The sequence below is a fragment of the Acetobacterium wieringae genome (genome assembly GCF_026646375.1).
In the GTDB taxonomy this organism is placed as follows: Bacteria; Bacillota; Clostridia; order Eubacteriales; family Eubacteriaceae; genus Acetobacterium; species Acetobacterium wieringae_A.
Genome location: NZ_JAIPPU010000012.1, coordinates 100587 through 117672, shown reverse-complemented (window position 1 = coordinate 117672; position 17086 = coordinate 100587). Strand labels below are relative to the sequence as shown.

15 protein-coding genes are annotated in these 17086 nt (G+C 41.2%); 14 read left to right on the top strand and 1 reads right to left on the bottom strand.

The annotated features are described in order from the left end of the window. Positions 1-51: 51 nt before the first annotated feature. Entirely contained in the window at positions 52-810 is a 759-nt protein-coding gene (locus Q7P33_RS12095; RefSeq protein ID WP_303870651.1) for a peptidylprolyl isomerase, read from the bottom strand. A gap of 298 nt (positions 811-1108) precedes the next feature. On the opposite strand from Q7P33_RS12095, the gene Q7P33_RS12090 reads away from it, so the two are divergent. The 14 genes from Q7P33_RS12090 to Q7P33_RS12025 all read left to right on the top strand — a co-directional run bounded on the left by Q7P33_RS12090 (position 1109) and on the right by Q7P33_RS12025 (position 17075). Then, positions 1109-1528 carry a MarR family winged helix-turn-helix transcriptional regulator gene (locus Q7P33_RS12090; RefSeq protein ID WP_303870650.1) on the top strand — a complete coding sequence of 140 codons (420 nt, stop codon included), beginning with the start codon at positions 1109-1111 and terminating at the stop codon, positions 1526-1528. Positions 1529-1563: 35 nt separating this feature from the next. Continuing rightward, on the top strand, positions 1564-3951 hold the full coding sequence (gene lon, locus Q7P33_RS12085) for an endopeptidase La (RefSeq protein ID WP_303870648.1): 2388 nt from the start codon (positions 1564-1566) through the stop codon (positions 3949-3951). A gap of 146 nt (positions 3952-4097) precedes the next feature. After that, positions 4098-6182 (top strand): DNA mismatch repair endonuclease MutL, encoded by a 2085-nt coding sequence (mutL, locus tag Q7P33_RS12080; RefSeq protein ID WP_303870647.1) that lies wholly within the window; start codon positions 4098-4100, stop codon positions 6180-6182. Between the two features lies 1 nt (position 6183). Continuing rightward, complete coding sequence (miaA, locus tag Q7P33_RS12075) at positions 6184-7149, top strand: tRNA (adenosine(37)-N6)-dimethylallyltransferase MiaA (RefSeq protein WP_303870646.1); 966 nt, start codon at positions 6184-6186, stop codon at positions 7147-7149. Positions 7150-7160: 11 nt separating this feature from the next. Further along, the gene (locus tag Q7P33_RS12070; RefSeq protein ID WP_303870686.1) at positions 7161-8459 is read left to right on the top strand and encodes a methionine gamma-lyase family protein; all 1299 of its coding nucleotides are present in this window, start codon (positions 7161-7163) and stop codon (positions 8457-8459) included. A 31-nt stretch (positions 8460-8490) separates the two neighbouring features. Then, positions 8491-8664 (top strand): DUF896 domain-containing protein, encoded by a 174-nt coding sequence (locus Q7P33_RS12065; protein ID WP_084633607.1) that lies wholly within the window; start codon positions 8491-8493, stop codon positions 8662-8664. Between the two features lie 37 nt (positions 8665-8701). Next, the gene (locus Q7P33_RS12060; protein WP_303870645.1) at positions 8702-10138 is read left to right on the top strand and encodes an aminopeptidase; all 1437 of its coding nucleotides are present in this window, start codon (positions 8702-8704) and stop codon (positions 10136-10138) included. Positions 10139-10463: 325 nt separating this feature from the next. Then, complete coding sequence (rsxC, locus tag Q7P33_RS12055) at positions 10464-11795, top strand: electron transport complex subunit RsxC (RefSeq protein ID WP_303870644.1); 1332 nt, start codon at positions 10464-10466, stop codon at positions 11793-11795. A gap of 11 nt (positions 11796-11806) precedes the next feature. Further along, positions 11807-12763 carry an RnfABCDGE type electron transport complex subunit D gene (locus Q7P33_RS12050; RefSeq protein ID WP_250932863.1) on the top strand — a complete coding sequence of 319 codons (957 nt, stop codon included), beginning with the start codon at positions 11807-11809 and terminating at the stop codon, positions 12761-12763. After that, positions 12763-13386 (top strand): RnfABCDGE type electron transport complex subunit G, encoded by a 624-nt coding sequence (locus Q7P33_RS12045; protein WP_303870643.1) that lies wholly within the window; start codon positions 12763-12765, stop codon positions 13384-13386. The genes Q7P33_RS12050 and Q7P33_RS12045 overlap by 1 nt, the downstream gene beginning before the upstream one ends. A 13-nt stretch (positions 13387-13399) precedes the next feature. Beyond that, on the top strand, positions 13400-13990 hold the full coding sequence (locus tag Q7P33_RS12040) for an RnfABCDGE type electron transport complex subunit E (RefSeq protein WP_070371172.1): 591 nt from the start codon (positions 13400-13402) through the stop codon (positions 13988-13990). A gap of 12 nt (positions 13991-14002) precedes the next feature. Next, complete coding sequence (rsxA, locus tag Q7P33_RS12035; RefSeq protein ID WP_148636420.1) at positions 14003-14581, top strand: electron transport complex subunit RsxA; 579 nt, start codon at positions 14003-14005, stop codon at positions 14579-14581. A 12-nt stretch (positions 14582-14593) separates the two neighbouring features. Next, positions 14594-15595 carry a 4Fe-4S binding protein gene (locus Q7P33_RS12030; protein WP_303870641.1) on the top strand — a complete coding sequence of 334 codons (1002 nt, stop codon included), beginning with the start codon at positions 14594-14596 and terminating at the stop codon, positions 15593-15595. Positions 15596-16124: 529 nt separating this feature from the next. Continuing rightward, positions 16125-17075 (top strand): RluA family pseudouridine synthase, encoded by a 951-nt coding sequence (locus Q7P33_RS12025; protein WP_303870639.1) that lies wholly within the window; start codon positions 16125-16127, stop codon positions 17073-17075. Positions 17076-17086: the final 11 nt, after the last annotated feature.

The following is a 17086-nucleotide window of genomic DNA, read 5'->3' as shown; positions in this document are numbered from 1 at the left end:
ATGGCAAGAGTTACAAAAAAGACCGAAGCGAAGAACGCTTCGGTCTTTAAATTATAGGGTATTTATTTCCATTTTGACAGGATATTTTTGCTTAAGGTCTTCGACTTTGCCGATAAAGGCCTTGTTCTGCTTTTCGCGCAGTAAGTAATTACGAGCGTTTTCTTTGACGGCATCAAAGGGGATTGTTTGAGCGATCTTGCGATCGGTCAGTTTAATAATATGGAAGCCAAATTGTGTTTGCACCGGTAATTCGGTCATCTCATCAATTTCAAGGGCAAAGGCGGCGGATTCAAACTCAGGAACCATTTGACCTTTAGAAAAATAGCTAAGATCCCCACCTTTTTCATTGGAAGGGCAAATCGAGTACTCTTTTGCAGCAGAAGCAAAGGATTTTCCATTTTTTATTTCTTCAATTACTGTCACAGCTTGTTCTTCATTCGGCAATAATATATGGCTGGCTCGAATGCTGTCAGGAGCAATGAACTGGTTCGGGTTTTCATCATAAAATTTCTGAACTTCTTCATCAGGCACAGTGATATCCATCATGAATTTCGCAATCATATGGGTTTTAAGCAGCTTTTCTTCAGCATCAATGAGCATTTTTTGAAACTCTTCACTTTCGTCGACCTTCGCCGCCTTGCCTTCTAAATAAAAAAGCTCTTGAGCAATGAGTTCTTCTAGCAATTGACGTCGACCTTCTTTCGAAGTAAACTGATTTGCTTGTTCTTGGGGTAATTGTCTTATTAAGGCATCAAGATCCGCAGAGTAAATTGTTTTACCATTGACGGTAGCCAAAGGGGTTTTTTCCATAATCGTCTCCTTAAGGTCCAAATAAATTTATTATATTATATGATCATAGCCTGTGGATGGATCTTTGTCAATACGTAGTTAAGATAGGCTACGAATCATATTGCATATACTTGTATCAAAAATGGCATTGAGAGTAAACCTCTGAGAAAGCGGAGTATGTGTTAAGATAGATTTAAATTAAGTAAAGCTTAATGATTCCGAATAATCAGACTGTATGATTGACAATGATCGTATGAAGCGCTATACTATTGACATATAGTTAGGTAAGTGCTAACTAATAAAAAAGTTGGGTGATAATATGACTTGTAAGAAAAACGAATTATATGAGGCATATCATAAACTGCTAAAACTGGATGCAGCATTGCACGAGCACGAAACCTGTCAGTGTCAGGCGGAAGATGTTACCTCAAAACAGAAATATTATCTGAAGATCATCGACAAGAATTATCGTGTCACCTTTAGTCAATTGGCTCAGGAAACACAGAATTCGAAGCCGACGATTACTGAATTGATTAGTAAATTTATTTCCATGGGCTGTGTGTATCGGGAACGTTCACCAGAGGATGGTAGGGTGTATTATATTTATCTAACACAAAAGGGTAAATTGATTGCCAGATCCGAGGAGAGAACCCAGATTCAAGTGATTGAACGTATTAAAAACAGTCTCAACGATGATGAGCTGGATCAATTGATCACCTTACTAAACAAAATCCTTTAATAAAACAAATCTTTAGAGGATGAGGAGGAAAAAAAATGAGTACACTAGAAATTAAAAGCGCACCATTAATCCCGATTACAGAAACTGTAATTTATCCGGGGATTTCAAATCGTATTTTTGTCAACGAAGATATTGGTAATAATATCAAAGAACTGATCATTAAAAACAATACTTTGGCCATTGGCTTGTCAACTAAGGATTATAAAGGATTGGTTCAATTGACTGCTGATTCATTTTATCGGATTGGCGTGTTAATGAAATTTGACAATATTCAAAAATCCGATAATGGTTTTATTATTGATATTACTACCATCAACCGTGTAAAAGTTCTGGATTTTACCTTCGAAGAAAAACAGATTACGGCTTCGTATACTGTTCAAGAGGATATTTTAGACATTAATGCTGATGAAGAGCAGGAAATGATTGTTTACATTAAAGGATTGATGAAAGACTTAAGCCATAATTTTAAAGGCGCTGAGTATTTTGTTAGTATCCTGGAAGGCTTGCCTACTCTAGAAGAAATTATGGGTTATACCATTCCGATGATGGGCATTCCATTAAAAAGCAAACAGATTCTTTTAGAGATTGATTCATTAAAAGAACGTGCCTTGAGTTTTATTGACTATATTATCCGAGAGAAAGATTCGGTTCACTTACAACTGGAAATCAGCAAAAAGTATTCCCAGCGAAAGGATAAAACCTATCGAGAAGCGATGCTTCGGGAACAGCTGAAAAATATAAAAGCCGAACTTGGGGAACTCGATGAAGAGTTGGAAGAAGAAGCCGATTATCGTAAAAAAGTGTTGGATTCAGATATGCCCCCTGATGTTAAAAAGATCGCCTTAAAAGAAGTCAGAAAATTTGAAAACTCGCCACCTAATGGGGGTGAAAGCAATGTGATTATGAACTATCTGGATTTGCTTTTAGAACTGCCATGGACCAGTGAGAAAAAAGAAATTGACATTGAACACGCCAGAGCGGTATTGGAGTCTCATCATTTTGGTATCGATGATGTAAAAAAACGAATCATTGAACATCTGGCTGTAATGAAACTAAAAAAAGATAAACAAGGTTCAATCCTGCTACTGGTGGGACCTCCGGGAACCGGAAAAACCAGCTTGGGAAGGAGCATTGCTGAAGCGTTGGATCGCAAATACGTGCGAGCCAGTCTGGGTGGAGTTCGGGATGAAGCTGAGATTCGCGGCCATCGTAAAACATACCTAGGGGCAATGCCAGGACGTATCATTAAAGGTATTGCAAATGCTGAAGCTAAGAATCCAGTATTTATCCTGGATGAAATAGACAAAATGGGTATGTCACATCAGGGTGATCCTGGTTCAGCATTGCTGGAAGTGTTAGATCCTGAACAAAATTGCACCTTCTCCGATCATTATTTGGAAATCCCCTACGATTTATCGGAGGTGTTTTTCATCGCAACAGCCAATGATTTGAGCACCATTCCAGCACCACTGTTGGATCGCGCTGAAATAATTCAGTTGTCGAGTTATACCAATGGTGAAAAGAAACGGATTGCCATTGATCACCTGCTACCAAGTGTTTTGAAAGACCATGGATTGACCACTGACATGCTTCAGATTGAAGACTCTGCCATTGAGGCAATTGTTGAAAACTATACAGCTGAAGCGGGCGTTAGAGGTTTAACCAAGCAGTTGGCAAAAATTGCCCGAGTTGTGTCGGAAAAAATTGTCTCCAAAAAAGTGGAGCTTCCGTTTGTTGTGACAACGAAAAACCTGAGCGACGTGTTAGGTAATAAAACCAGACGACATGAAAAAGCTGGTGAAAATAACAAACCTGGCGTCGTAACAGGAATGGCATGGACAGCAGTTGGTGGAGAAATTCTCTTTACTGAAGCAAGCCTGATGCCGGGAAGTGGCAAGCTGACGTTGACGGGTCAATTGGGTGATGTTATGAAAGAAAGTGCTACGATTGCGATGAGTCTGATCCGATCTCGCTTAGGTGATCTGGCCAATGGCTTTGATTACTTTAAAAATGATACCCACATTCATGTGCCTTCCGGATCAACACCTAAAGATGGACCATCTGCTGGTGTCACGCTAACAACTGCACTTGCTTCATTGATCCTGGGGAAACCGGTTGATTCAAAACTATCCATGACGGGGGAAATTACCTTAAGTGGTCAGGTATTACCGGTGGGCGGCATCAAAGAAAAGGTTATTGCTGCTCAACGAAGCGGCATCACAAAAGTATTATTACCAAAAGATAATGAAAAAGATGTCAGTGATATTCCTGAAGAAGTGCGCAATGCGCTGACCATTATTCATGTTGCAACCATTGAAGAAGTGCTAAAAGAAGCATTGGGGATTGAATTGCCAGAATCTAAACTGGTATTAAATAGACCACAAGGTGATTCCAATGTGCAACTGAGTATGGTTGAGGAATAAATTCCAGTATTTGAAAAAATACAATAAATGAAAGCTGTTTAGTAGAGTAGAAAGGAAGCTGTGAAATGGCAGCTTCCTTTTTTTTCTGGCAGGTTGAGTCGACGGTTGTATTTTCTTATGATATAATATTTTCCATGAAAATTAAGATGTTGAATAACGAAACAATCAATAAAATAGCCGCTGGTGAAGTTATCATCCGGCCGGTATCAGTAGTAAAGGAACTGGTGGAAAATGCCATTGATGCTGGAGCAGATCAGATTGAGGTGATTGTCGAAGCAGGCGGTAAAAACCGAATTACGGTTCGGGACAATGGTTGTGGGATTGCGTTTAACGAGATTCCATTGGCCTTTAAACGTCATGCCACCAGCAAGCTATCAACTATTGAAGAGCTGGAAGAGATTGAATCGCTGGGGTTTAGAGGCGAAGCCTTGTCCAGTGTGGCGGCGGTGGCTAAGGTTCAGATTACGACTCGATTTGAGAATGAAGAGATTGGCAGTCAGGCTTTGTTCGAGGGGGGGAAGCTCATTCATCAGCGGGTTTGCGCCTATAATCGGGGAACTGACATTACCGTGAAAGATTTGTTCTATAATACCCCAGCCCGTCGAAAGCATTTAGAAAAGGACAAAAAGGAAGAATCAATCCTTCGGGATCAGTTAGAAAAAATCGCGATTTTGCACCCGGGGATACGTTTCCAACTGAGTAGTAATGGACGAATGGTTCTCGATACCTCCGGCACAGGTAAGGTAATTGATGTGGTCAAGAAACTTTACGGGGGTGAAATGGCTGACAATCTGATTACACTTAAGTATGAGAATAAACCGATGAAGCTGGAAGGATTTGTGGGGAACCTTAAAACCATGAGAAATCATCGGGAAGATCAAATGTTTTTTATTAACGGACGATTTATCAAAAACAACCGACTGTCTAAAGCCTTAGACGAAGCATTTGATGGATATAGGATGAAACATCAGCATCCCCTGGGTATTATTTTTATTGAACTGCCTGGTCGGATGTTGGATGTGAACATCCATCCGGCTAAAACGGAAATAAAAATTCTAAATGAAAGCCTGGTTTGTTTGCTTTTCAAACAGGGGATTAGAGAAACGCTCAGAAATACCAGTCTGATTGTTGAGTTGGGGACAACACACACGGTTAATGTTGAAGAGGTTAATAAAACGAATAACTGCACAGCTGAAAAAACGACAGGTAGCCGTGTCCCAGATACTTTTGCTAACTCCGTCAAAGAGTCAAGTGTGTTGGAAGTACAAAATGACCAGCCAGAAGAACAAACTACCATTGAAACAGTGCTAAGCAGTAGCGCTGCGATTACTCCTGCAAATTACTTGGGTACGGAATTACCATCGATTGAAAAGCGGATGGCGTTTGGTACAGACGAGTATAAATCTGTTTTACCAGCACATTTGGAGAAAGCGCAAAACGCAGCACTATTAACCGAAAGCTTGAAGGCAGAAAAGATGGCATTGTCTGAGAATGGTGAAGGGTATTTTTCATCGGATCAGTACAGACAGGTTGATAACGCTTTGAGTACCGTCGAGTCGAGTCGGCTCGATCCGGGAAAGGGTATTCAGGCATCGGGCAGTTTGACAAACAATAGAGCGGACATTAAAGATCTGACTAAAATGAAAATTGTCGGACAATTGTTTAATGTCTATATTCTGCTGGAAGGAGAAAAGGAAATTTATCTCCTGGATCAACATGCTGCCCACGAGGCGTTCTTAACCCAGGAACTGATGCACTTGTTTAATCGAAAGGAGGTTCTTCCCAACCAGGGATTGATGACTCCAACACCGCTCAAAATTCGGCCGAAAGATCTACTCGGAATTGAACAGACCCTGGGGCAATATAAAAGCCTGGGTTATGACTGCGATGTTTTTGGTGAAGACACGCTGTTGGTTCGAAGTGTGCCAATATTGCTTGGGGAACCCCAGAGTCCGGATTTGCTAAAATTGATGATTAATGAGAATCTATTTGAGTACAATGACAGGTCTTGTGCAAATAACGCTTTTTCTGAAAAAGTACAGAATAAAATCATTTCCATGGCTTGTAAAGCTGCCATTAAGGGCGGGCAAGCCTTAACCCAGGTCGAAATTAAAAACTTGCTCGAAAATTTGATGAATCTTGACAATCCCTACACTTGTCCGCATGGTCGCCCCATTATATTGAGATTAAAGGAATATGAATTAATGAAATTATTCAAACGGGTAATATAATATGAAAGTGAAAAAACCTAAAATAGTGGTGATCGTTGGACCAACAGCCAGCGGAAAAACGGCTTTGGGCGTAGCTCTCGCAAAAAAACTCAATGGCGAAGTCATTTCAGCCGATTCCATGCAAATCTATAAACATATGAATATCGGCACGGCCAAGGTTACCGCAGAAGAGATGCAAGGGGTGCCTCATTACCTGATTGACTGTGTACCACCAGACGAAGAGTTCAGCGTGGCCAAGTATAAAGCGGCGGCGCTGGAAGCCATCGAAGAAATTCTTTCAAAAGGAAAACTTCCTATTATAATAGGGGGGACTGGATTATATATCAATAGTCTGAGTCTTCCATGGGATTTTCAAAAAAAAGAGAGTGATGAGACAATTCGATGGCGGCTAACCGCTGAAGCTGAAGTTCTGGGCAAAGATGCATTGTATGAGCGATTAAAATTGGTGGATCCAGCTACGGCAGAAATCGTTCATCCCAATAATCTAAACCGGATTATCCGTGCGCTGGAAATCTATGAACTAACAGGTAAGCCGAAATCTCATTTTGATGAGGAATCAAGAAAACAGGAAGTACCCTACGATTATATAATGACTGGTTTGGATTGGGATCGGGAGACCCTGTATAATCGGATCAATCGTCGGGTTGATCAGATGATCGAGGATGGTCTGATCGAAGAAGCAAAAATGCTGATTGAAAGGGGTTATGATTGGAATCTGACATCTTTGAAGGCAATTGGCTATAAAGAATTGAAGCCTTATCTGGAAGGTGAGTCCACTTTGGCAGAAGTGGTCAACATTTTGAAACGTGATTCCCGTCACTATGCCAAACGTCAAATGACATGGTTTCGAAAGGATCAGCGCATCCAATGGCTAAAAATGGGTGAAAGTAGTAGTTTGGAAATTCAGGTTTTGGAATGCCTCCGTTTAATTAAACCACGGTTAGAATCAATAAATGAAAGCGAGTAAATTGTTTGAACATACAAAAAGACATTAAAACCTATCTTGAACAGGAATTTAAAATATCAGAGGAAGTTATTAGTTTCGTAAAAAATACAGAAAATGACATTACTTTGCAGTTGAATAAACTGGATGATTTGTCAGAGTTGCATCAGTATCGGGTGATTAAAGCCATGCAAAAGGCTGGTTTGGGTGATCGCCACTTCACCGTTTCCACCGGTTATGGTTATGACGACGTGGGTCGTGAAGTAGTGGAAGCTATCTATGCTGATGTATTTGGAGCAGAAGACGCTTTGGTGCGACCACATATTTCATCGGGAACGCATGCAATATCTTTGGCTCTGTATGGTGTATTGCGCCCTGGTGATCATCTATTGGCTATAACCGGTTCGCCATATGACACCATACGTACTGTTATTGGTCTGGAAGAGACTGGTTTTGGTCAGGGAACGATTAAAGAATTTGGAGTAACCTACGATCAGATTGAACTGCTCTCAAATGGTTGCTTTGATGAGTCAGCCATTCTTGCAGCTATCACTCCTGTTACAAAAATGGTCTATCTACAGCGTTCTACTGGCTATAGCTGGCGTGCTGCGCTTCGAATGGATGAGATGGAAAAGATGATTAAAAAAATTCGTGAAGTAAAAGCAGATGTCATTGTTTTTGTTGACAATTGCTACGGCGAATTTTTGGATCGTATTGAGCCAGTGTCAATCGGGGCTGATTTAATGGCTGGTTCCCTGATTAAAAATCCCGGTGGTGGTTTGGCTCCAACTGGTGGATATGTAGCTGGACGGGCAGATCTGGTTCATCTGGCCGCCTGTCGACTGGCAGCTCCTGGGGTTGCCAGAGAAACGGGGGCGACACTGGGAATTAATCGAACATTATTGCAAGGCCTGTTTCTGGCTCCAACTGTAGTTGCCCAGGCAATCAAGTCGGCGGTACTTTTGGCGGCCTGCTATAAAAAGCTGGGTTTTGCTGTTTGCCCGGACGTGACAGATTATCGCAGCGATATTATTCAGAGCATCTGTTTAAAAACGGCTGAAGGTGTTAAGACGTTTTGCCGGGCTATCCAGGAGGCAGCCCCGGTTGATAGTCAGGCGACTCCTGAACCCTGGGATATGCCCGGCTATTCAGATCCGATAATTATGGCGGCCGGGGCTTTTATTCAAGGGTCTTCGATTGAGCTGTCTGCTGATGCGCCGATGCGAGAACCTTATTATGTTTATTTTCAGGGCGGACTGACCCATTTTCATGGTAAATTGGGTGTTCAACTTAGCCTCCAGCGCCTATTGGATAAGCAACTCGTAAAAATATAAAAATTAAGATAAAGAATTTGAGGTAATTAAAATGATAACTAAAGAAAAAATTGATCGAATCAACGAATTGGCCCGAAAGAAAAAAGAGTGTGGGTTGACTGAAGATGAATCGGATGAACAAATGACACTTCGAGCTGAATATTTATCAGCTGTCAGAACAAATTTGAGAGCCCAACTGGACAATATTGAAATTGTTGACAAGTAGAATAGTAAGTAAATCTAAAAACTAAGGAGAAAATGACATGAAAAATAAAGACAAAGAAAAGAGTCCTGCTGTTCTGCTTCAGGAACAGCTGAGCAAAAAATGGGAGCTGGCCTGGAAAGACCTCAGTGACGAAGAGTCTGTCAAAGTCAAAGAACTCAGTGATGACTACATGCGGTTTTTGACAGCTGGAAAAACCGAACGGCAATGTGTTGAACTCAGTGTGAGATTAGCTGAAAAAGCGGGTTTTAAACCTTTGGAGTCGTATCAGAAAGCAGGAAAAATTAAGCCAGGCGATAAAGTTTATATGATTCATAAAGATAAAACCGTCGCTTTCTTTGTGGCGGGTAGCGAAGCGATTGAAAAGGGGATGGCTATTGTTGGTGCCCATATTGATTCGCCCCGGCTGGATTTAAAACCATCACCTTTGTATGAAAGTGATGATATGGCTTTTTTCAAGACACACTACTACGGTGGTATAAAAAAATACCATTGGGTGACCATTCCACTGGCTATGCACGGAACAGTCGTAAAAAAAGATGGTGAAACAGTCAACATTTCTATTGGAGAAGTGTCAGATGATCCCGTTTTTTGTATCACTGACTTACTGCCTCACTTATCTCAAGAACAAAATACAAAAAAAATGACTGAAGGAATTACTGGGGAAGGACTTAATATTATTGTTGGGAGCCAGCCTTATCCGGAAAAAGATCTTAAAGAGGGCGTTAAACTAAATATACTGAATCATTTGTATACAAAATATGGGATATTGGAAGAAGACTTTGCTACTGCTGAACTGGAAGTAGTGCCGGCCGGGGCAGCCCGAAATGTTGGTTTCGATGAAAGTCTGATTGGGGGATATGGCCAGGATGACCGGATCTGTGCCTATACGGCACTCCGAGCTTTGGTTGATCAAAAGACGGTTCCGACTCGCACACAATGTGTGATCTTAGCTGATAAGGAAGAAATCGGCAGTGTTGGTAACACCGGTATGCATTCGCGTTTTTTTGAAAACACAGTAGCTGAACTGATCGATCTAATGGAAGTAAATAAACCAGAAATGGCTATACGTCGATGTTTTATGAATTCTGAAATGCTTTCTGCTGATGTTACGGCTGGCGTTGATCCTAATTTTACTGGTACCCACGATAAAGGTAATGCTCCGTATATTGGCAAAGGAATGGTTTTATCAAAGTATGGTGGCGCCCGCGGAAAATCTGGATCCAATGATGCTCATGCGGCGTTTATGGGAAAAATGAGACAAACGCTGGATGCTGCCGGAGTAACTTGGCAAATGGGCGAGCTTGGCCGGGTAGATCTTGGTGGCGGAGGAACCATAGCCCATATTCTGGCAGAGTATGGAATGGATGTATTGGATTGTGGTCCAGCACTGTTGAGTATGCATTCACCTTTTGAATTGGCTTCTAAAGTTGATCTGTTTATGTGTTATAAGGGTTATAAAAACTTTCTGGCGTAACAAAATGACAAAATAATACCCGTGAACGCATAAAACGGATTTCAAAAATGCATTTGTTAATATAGTAACAAATGCTATATAATCCATTTGTGATTTTCGTCAGATAAATGTTCACCTTAAAATGATAATTATGGTCTAGAATTTACACTTTTAGAACTATAAATTATCATTTTTTTTATGGGCCCAGCGGGCACAGTATTATTTTAAACAAATTTATCAATTCGTATGGAAAAAAAATAATTTATATGTTATGATACTGCCTATATATACAAGTATACAGTTTCTCTTGTGTAAAAAATTTAATTTGAGGGGTGTTTGACTTAAGATGAATGTAAAACATGGAACCTTTAAGGGGGGAATCCACCCACCCTATAGAAAGGAAAGTACTGCTGAAGTGCCTCTGGGTTTTGGCGCAAAGCCGGAAATGGTGATCATACCCATGTCTCTGCACATTGGGGCACCTTGTACGCCAATTGTGAAAAAAGGCGATCAGGTGTTTCTTGGCCAGAGAGTTGGAGAACCAAATGGGTTTGTTTCCGCACCGGTACATGCCAGCGTTTCTGGAACGGTTGTTGCGGTTGAGGAACGTCCACATGCATCGGGAGACCGAATCATGGCAGTCGTTATTGAATCGGACGGTTTGGATACCATCGATCCCAGTATCAAACCATATGGCACTTTGGAAGAAATGGATGCAGAAGCCATAAAAAAAATGGTATTGGACTCCGGCATTGTCGGTTTAGGTGGGGCGACGTTCCCAACGCATGTAAAACTGGCGATTCCACCAGACAAAAAAGTTGATTGCGTTGTTTTAAATGGTGCTGAATGTGAGCCCTATTTAACGGCCGATCATCACTTGATGTTAAATCAAGCTGAAAAGGTTGTCATGGGACTTAAGGTAGCAATGAAGGCGGTTGGAGTTGAAAAAGGATTTATTGGGGTAGAAGATAACAAAACCGATGCCATTGAAGCCCTGGTAAAAGCTATTGGAAACGATAGCAGATTAGAAGTATATTCATTGCATACGAAATACCCGCAGGGTGCTGAAAAACAATTGATCGCGGCAATAACGGGTCGAGAAGTTCCTTCGGGAGCGTTGCCAGCTGACGCCGGAGTGGTTGTTATGAATGTCGGAACCGCTGCTCAAATCGCTGAATCCATGACGACAGGAATGCCGTTGTATAAGCGTTATCTGACCTGTACAGGGGATGCCATTAAAAATCCACAGACGATGGAAATTCGCGTGGGCGTTCCGTTCCAATCTGTTATTGATCAATGTGGCGGGTTTTCAGCTGATCCTGGAAAAGTAATCTCTGGGGGACCAATGATGGGTGTCACTCAGTTTGAAACTGAAATTCCAGTAATGAAGGGAACATCCGGAATTTTATGTTTAACGAAAGAGTCAGCGAAGATTGCGGCGCCTTCAAATTGTATTCATTGTGGTAAATGTGTTGGTGTCTGTCCAATTCATTTACAGCCACTTTATATTGCGGAGTATTCTCAACGAAATAAATGGGATAAATGTGAAGCAAATCATGCCATGGATTGTATCGAATGTGGAAGCTGTTCTTATATCTGTCCCGCAAAGCGTACCCTGGTATCGTCTATTCGCGTGGCAAAACGTGAGATTATCGCACAACGAAGAAAAGGAAATTAGGAGGAATATTGATGAATGAATTAAATCTTACAGTGTCATCATCCCCTCATATCCGGGCAAAACATTCAACAGCCAACATTATGCAAAATGTTATTATTGCTTTGTTACCTGCATTGGCTGTCGCAGGATATGTTTTTGGGGTATGGGCATTGGCACTAGTAGCTATTTGTATTATCTCGTCAGTTGTTACAGAAGCAGTAATTCAAAAACTGCTAAAAAAACCGATCACAGTCAATGACTGGAGCGCCGTTGTAACAGGTGTGCTTCTAGCGTTCAACTTACCAATTAATGCACCCTGGTGGATTGCTGTTGTAGGCTCTGTTTTTGCCATTGCCATTGTAAAACAATGTTTTGGTGGATTAGGACAGAATTTTATCAATCCAGCTCTGGCAGCACGTGCCTTTTTGTTGGCATCCTGGCCAGGACATATGACCAGTACGGCTTATATTCCGGTTACGGACACGGTTACTACAGCTACTCCGCTGGCATTATTAAAAGCTGGTGATTTGGCAAGTATGCCGTCAACACTGGATCTTTTTACCGGATTAAACGGGGTTTATGGCTGTATCGGAGAAATTTCTGCACTGGCTTTATTAATCGGTGGAGTATACCTGATTATTAAAGGAATTATTAGCTGGAGAATACCAGTTATCTACTTATTAACCATTGGTATTTTTGCTTTGTTAGTAGGGCAAGATCCAATTGTCCATATTGTTTCAGGTGGTGTCGTTTTAGGTGCCTTCTTTATGGCAACTGATTACGCTTCGTCTCCAGTTACTCCAAAAGGTCAAATCATCTATGCTGTTGGTTGTGGACTGATTACCATGATCATTCGTATCTATGGTGGATATCCTGAAGGATGTTCGTACTCGATCTTACTGATGAATGTTGCAACACCTCTAATTGAACGCTTCACCAAAGAGCGAATCTATGGTGTGACTAAAATCAAAAAGGAGGCAAAGGCATAATGGAAGCAAAAGAGAAAGTACAAATTGACTGGAAAGTCGTATTTAAACTCGGACTTATTTTGTTGGTTATTTCTGCTGTAGCCGCCTGCGCCTTGGCTTTAACCAATTACGTAACAGCTCCTACCATCGAACAGATGAATATTGATGCAAATACGGAAGCACGGCAGGAAGTACTGCCAGATGCCACTGAATTCGAACAAGTTCCGGAGGAAGATGTAGCAAAAATTGCTACTGAAATTGGCATGGAAAAACCGGAAGAACTGATGGAAGTTTATATTGGCACAAATAATGGCGAAACGGTGGGATATACGGTAAAGACCGGACCTACCAGCGGTTATGCAGGAGAAGTTCAAGTTTTAACGGGTATTTCGTCTGACGGTGTCATCACAGGTATTACGATTATTAAGCATAACGAAACCCCAGGCTTAGGTGCCCTGGCAGCCGGAGAATGGAATGATCAGTTTACTGGAAAATCAGCAGAAGAAGAGTTGGTGGTAGTCAAAGGTACTGTCAAAGAAGGTAGCAATGAAATTCAGGCCATCACTGGATCAACAATTACTTCAAGAGCGGTTACATCTGGGGTAAACGTCTCAATCCAGGTTTACCAGACTTTATCAGAATAGGAGGGAACGCAAGATGAATTTTATGAAAAATTTGACTCGAGGAATCATCCGAGAAAATCCCACCTTTGTACTTGTATTGGGGATGTGTCCAACCCTTGCGGTTACTACATCAGCCATCAACGGTATGGGGATGGGACTGGCAACCATGTTGGTATTGATTGGTTCGAATGTGGCGATCTCAGCTTTGCGAAAAGTAATACCGGATAATATCAGAATTCCGGCCTTTGTCGTTGTAATAGCCTCTTTTGTTACAATTGTCGGGATGTTGATGAAGGCCTATGTGCCGGCACTTGATGCGGCATTGGGTATTTTTATCCCTTTGATTGTTGTTAACTGTATTATCCTGGCGCGTGCAGAAGCATTTGCTTTTTCAAATGGCATTGCGGATTCTTTTGCTGACGCTGTTGGAATGGGTCTAGGTTTTACATTAGCCTTAACAGTTTTAGGATCAATCCGCGAAATTTTAGGAGCTGGCAGCATCTTCGGATTTTCTTTATTTGGTGCCGCCTATGAACCAGTGTTGTTAATGATTCTGCCTCCTGGGGCATTTTTAACCCTTGGTCTTTTGATTGGCCTCATTAACTGGAAAACGAAAAAGGCATAGGGGGAGATATCGATGACTTTAATTTTTATAATGATCAGTGCAATTTTTGTAAATAACTTTGTACTGTCGCGATTTTTAGGTATTTGTCCGTTTTTAGGGGTTTCAAAGCAAGTTGAAACCGCTGTGGGGATGGGAGTTGCGGTAACCTTTGTAATGGCGCTTGCTTCTGCCATTACCTATGTGGTTCAGTATTCGATTCTTGATCCGCTGAGTCTTGGTTACCTGCAGACAATTGCATTTATTTTGATCATTGCTGCATTGGTTCAATTAGTCGAAATGATTATCAAAAAATCCAGCCCATCACTCTATCAGGCGCTGGGAGTCTATCTGCCATTGATTACCACAAACTGTGCAGTACTTGGGGTAGCTTTAATTAATATTCAAAATGAATACAATTTTATCGAAACCATCTTCAACGGTGTTGGTGCGGCTCTTGGTTTTACATTGGCGATCGTACTGTTTGCTGGTATTCGTGAGCGACTTGAAACGTCAGCTGTGCCCAAAGCATTGGAAGGATTTCCTATTGCGTTGTTAACGGCAGGTTTAATGGCGATCGCATTTCTGGGATTCTCCGGAATGAAGTTAGGTTAGGAGGATACGGAAATGTTGAATGAGATTTTAATACCAGTCGTTATCCTCGGCGCGTTTGGTTTAGTATTTGGAATTGGACTTGCTATTGCAGCGAAGGTATTTGAAGTTTACGAAGATCCTCGTGTGCCATTAGTGCGTGCAGCTCTTCCTGGTGCGAACTGCGGTGGTTGTGGTTTACCGGGCTGTGATGCTTTAGCATCCAATATTGTCGAAGGAACGGCGGGGATTGATGCCTGTCCAGTTGGTGGTGCTGATTGCGCCGCTGCTATTGCAGAAATTATGGGTATGGAAGCCGGCAGTGCAGTTAAAAAGGTGGCCACCGTCATTTGTCAGGGAACCTGTGAAACCGCTCCAAATCGGGCCGAGTACTATGGTGAAATGGATTGTCGGGAAGCGATGATTGCTTCCGGTGGTGCGAAAGGCTGCCGATACGGTTGTATGGGCTTAGGAACCTGTAAATCAGTGTGTCCTTTTAATGCGATTGTTATGGGAGAAGACGGGTTACCGAAAATTGACCCGGATAAATGTACTTCTTGTGGCAAATGTGTTGATGCCTGCCCCAAAGCGATTATGAATCTGGTTCCGGCCGCTCAGGATGTTATTGTTAAATGTAATAACAAAGACAAAGGTAAAACAGCAAAACTGGTCTGTACAACAGCTTGTATTGGATGCGGGGCTTGCGTTAAAGCGTGTAAGTTTGAAGCTGTTAAGGTTGAGAATAATATTGCAAAAATCGATTATGATAAGTGTGTTCAATGCTATGAATGTGTTGTGAAATGTCCAATGCGTACTATTTCTGGTGATGTTGAAACAGGTAAGAAGACAGCATATATCATTGATGCAAATTGTATTGGTTGTGGCGCCTGCGCAAAAAACTGTCCAGTCGAAGCAATTTCCGGTGAAATCAAAAAGCCGCCATACGTTATTGATCATGAAAAATGTATCGGCTGTGGCATCTGCTTTAATAAATGTAAGAAAAATGCCATTGAAATGCGACCTAATAAAACCAAATAATCTACAATTTTCACAGGACTCTTCATTGAAAAATGGAGAGTCTTTTTTTATGAAGAATTTATGACAATTTCGTGATTGTCTAAATTTTTAATGAGAATTTTAGGAAAGATGTATAAAATGGTCTTGCTTTCTGTTAAAATGGTGGTATTGTCGATATAATATGGCATATGGTGAACGATAAATCTGAGGATCAACGTTGAATTAAGAAACCGCCTGAAGATGAACAACCCTGAAGAGAATGATCCTCCATGGCGTAACGCTTAAGCAATGCAGATTTATAAGTTTTTATTTGCATCGAGACTCGAAAGGGTATTTTTAATAGAAGTGAATTGAGATCTCAGTGCCGGATCACATTATCATTGACCGAAAGTTATAATTGTGTATTATACAAAAAACACGATATAATAATTTAAAAATAAAAAATTATCGACTTTGTTCAAATTAAGGTATAATAGGATGCATGTTTTTATTGCTACATAGTTTCATACTAAATTGCATAATGCGTCATTACGGACAAATCAGAAACTGATTGAAACAAACAGTTTTTATTCAGGTCAGATTCGGGGGTAGAATTATAAGTCTCATCTATACTTATCAAATATCAGACAATCATGAAAAGCAGGTCAGGGAAGAACTGATCAGTCGTTATAGTTATTCCAGTCGACTAATCAGAGAAATTAAACGGATTGGAAAGATCAGTTTGAATCACAAGGAGTGTTTTCTGGGACAACAAATCAAACCAGGCGATATCATTGAGATTAAAATGCCCCGTGAAGATATCGATGGGGAACCGGTAGCGGGTAAACTTAACGTTATTTATGAAGATGAAGAGCTTTTAGTCGTCAATAAACCGCCATTTTGTGTGACACATCCCACGAAGAGCCATCAATTGGATACACTGGCAAATTTCATTAGTTATTACTGGCAGGAACGGGGGACTACAGCGAAGATTCGCTTTATCAATCGATTGGATCGAGATACCACCGGTATTGTTGCGATAGCTAAGAATAAATATGTGCATCATTATGTACAAAAAGAAATGAATTCTGGTAAGGTGAAGAAGGTTTATCATGCATTTGTTCATGGACGGCTTCCTGCTGAAGTGGGAATTATTGATGCTCCAATCGGACAACCCTATGAAGACAGTATTCATCGGATCGTTATGGAGTCTGGAAAGCCATCTGTTACCCGGTATCGGGTACTGGAAGAGTATAAGGATGCTTCGCTGGTTGAGTTGGTGTTGGAAACCGGACGAACCCACCAAATTAGAGTTCATTTGAAATATTTGGGGAATCCCGTTATTGGCGATCCCTTGTATCATGACGATGATAAAGAATACGATTCTTTTGGAATGTCTCATCAGGCTCTACACGCGCAATGTTTGGAGTTGTCGCTGCCTCGAAAAAAGAATTTGTGTGTTTTGGCTGAGTATAACAACGAATTGTTAGACCTTCGAAAGCGTCTAATAGATAAAATATAGAAAAGGTGATG

What these genes read in the sequence shown, in the direction of transcription:
- Q7P33_RS12095 (WP_303870651.1), bottom strand. Translation starts at nt 810, where the DNA reads ATGGAAAAAACCCCTTTGGCTACCGTCAATGGTAAAACAATTTACTCT.
- Q7P33_RS12090 (WP_303870650.1), top strand. Translation starts at nt 1,109, where the DNA reads ATGACTTGTAAGAAAAACGAATTATATGAGGCATATCATAAACTGCTA.
- lon (WP_303870648.1), top strand. Translation starts at nt 1,564, where the DNA reads ATGAGTACACTAGAAATTAAAAGCGCACCATTAATCCCGATTACAGAA.
- mutL (WP_303870647.1), top strand. Translation starts at nt 4,098, where the DNA reads ATGTTGAATAACGAAACAATCAATAAAATAGCCGCTGGTGAAGTTATC.
- miaA (WP_303870646.1), top strand. Translation starts at nt 6,184, where the DNA reads ATGAAAGTGAAAAAACCTAAAATAGTGGTGATCGTTGGACCAACAGCC.
- Q7P33_RS12065 (WP_084633607.1), top strand. Translation starts at nt 8,491, where the DNA reads ATGATAACTAAAGAAAAAATTGATCGAATCAACGAATTGGCCCGAAAG.
- Q7P33_RS12060 (WP_303870645.1), top strand. Translation starts at nt 8,702, where the DNA reads ATGAAAAATAAAGACAAAGAAAAGAGTCCTGCTGTTCTGCTTCAGGAA.
- rsxC (WP_303870644.1), top strand. Translation starts at nt 10,464, where the DNA reads ATGAATGTAAAACATGGAACCTTTAAGGGGGGAATCCACCCACCCTAT.
- Q7P33_RS12050 (WP_250932863.1), top strand. Translation starts at nt 11,807, where the DNA reads ATGAATGAATTAAATCTTACAGTGTCATCATCCCCTCATATCCGGGCA.
- Q7P33_RS12045 (WP_303870643.1), top strand. Translation starts at nt 12,763, where the DNA reads ATGGAAGCAAAAGAGAAAGTACAAATTGACTGGAAAGTCGTATTTAAA.
- Q7P33_RS12040 (WP_070371172.1), top strand. Translation starts at nt 13,400, where the DNA reads ATGAATTTTATGAAAAATTTGACTCGAGGAATCATCCGAGAAAATCCC.
- rsxA (WP_148636420.1), top strand. Translation starts at nt 14,003, where the DNA reads ATGACTTTAATTTTTATAATGATCAGTGCAATTTTTGTAAATAACTTT.
- Q7P33_RS12030 (WP_303870641.1), top strand. Translation starts at nt 14,594, where the DNA reads ATGTTGAATGAGATTTTAATACCAGTCGTTATCCTCGGCGCGTTTGGT.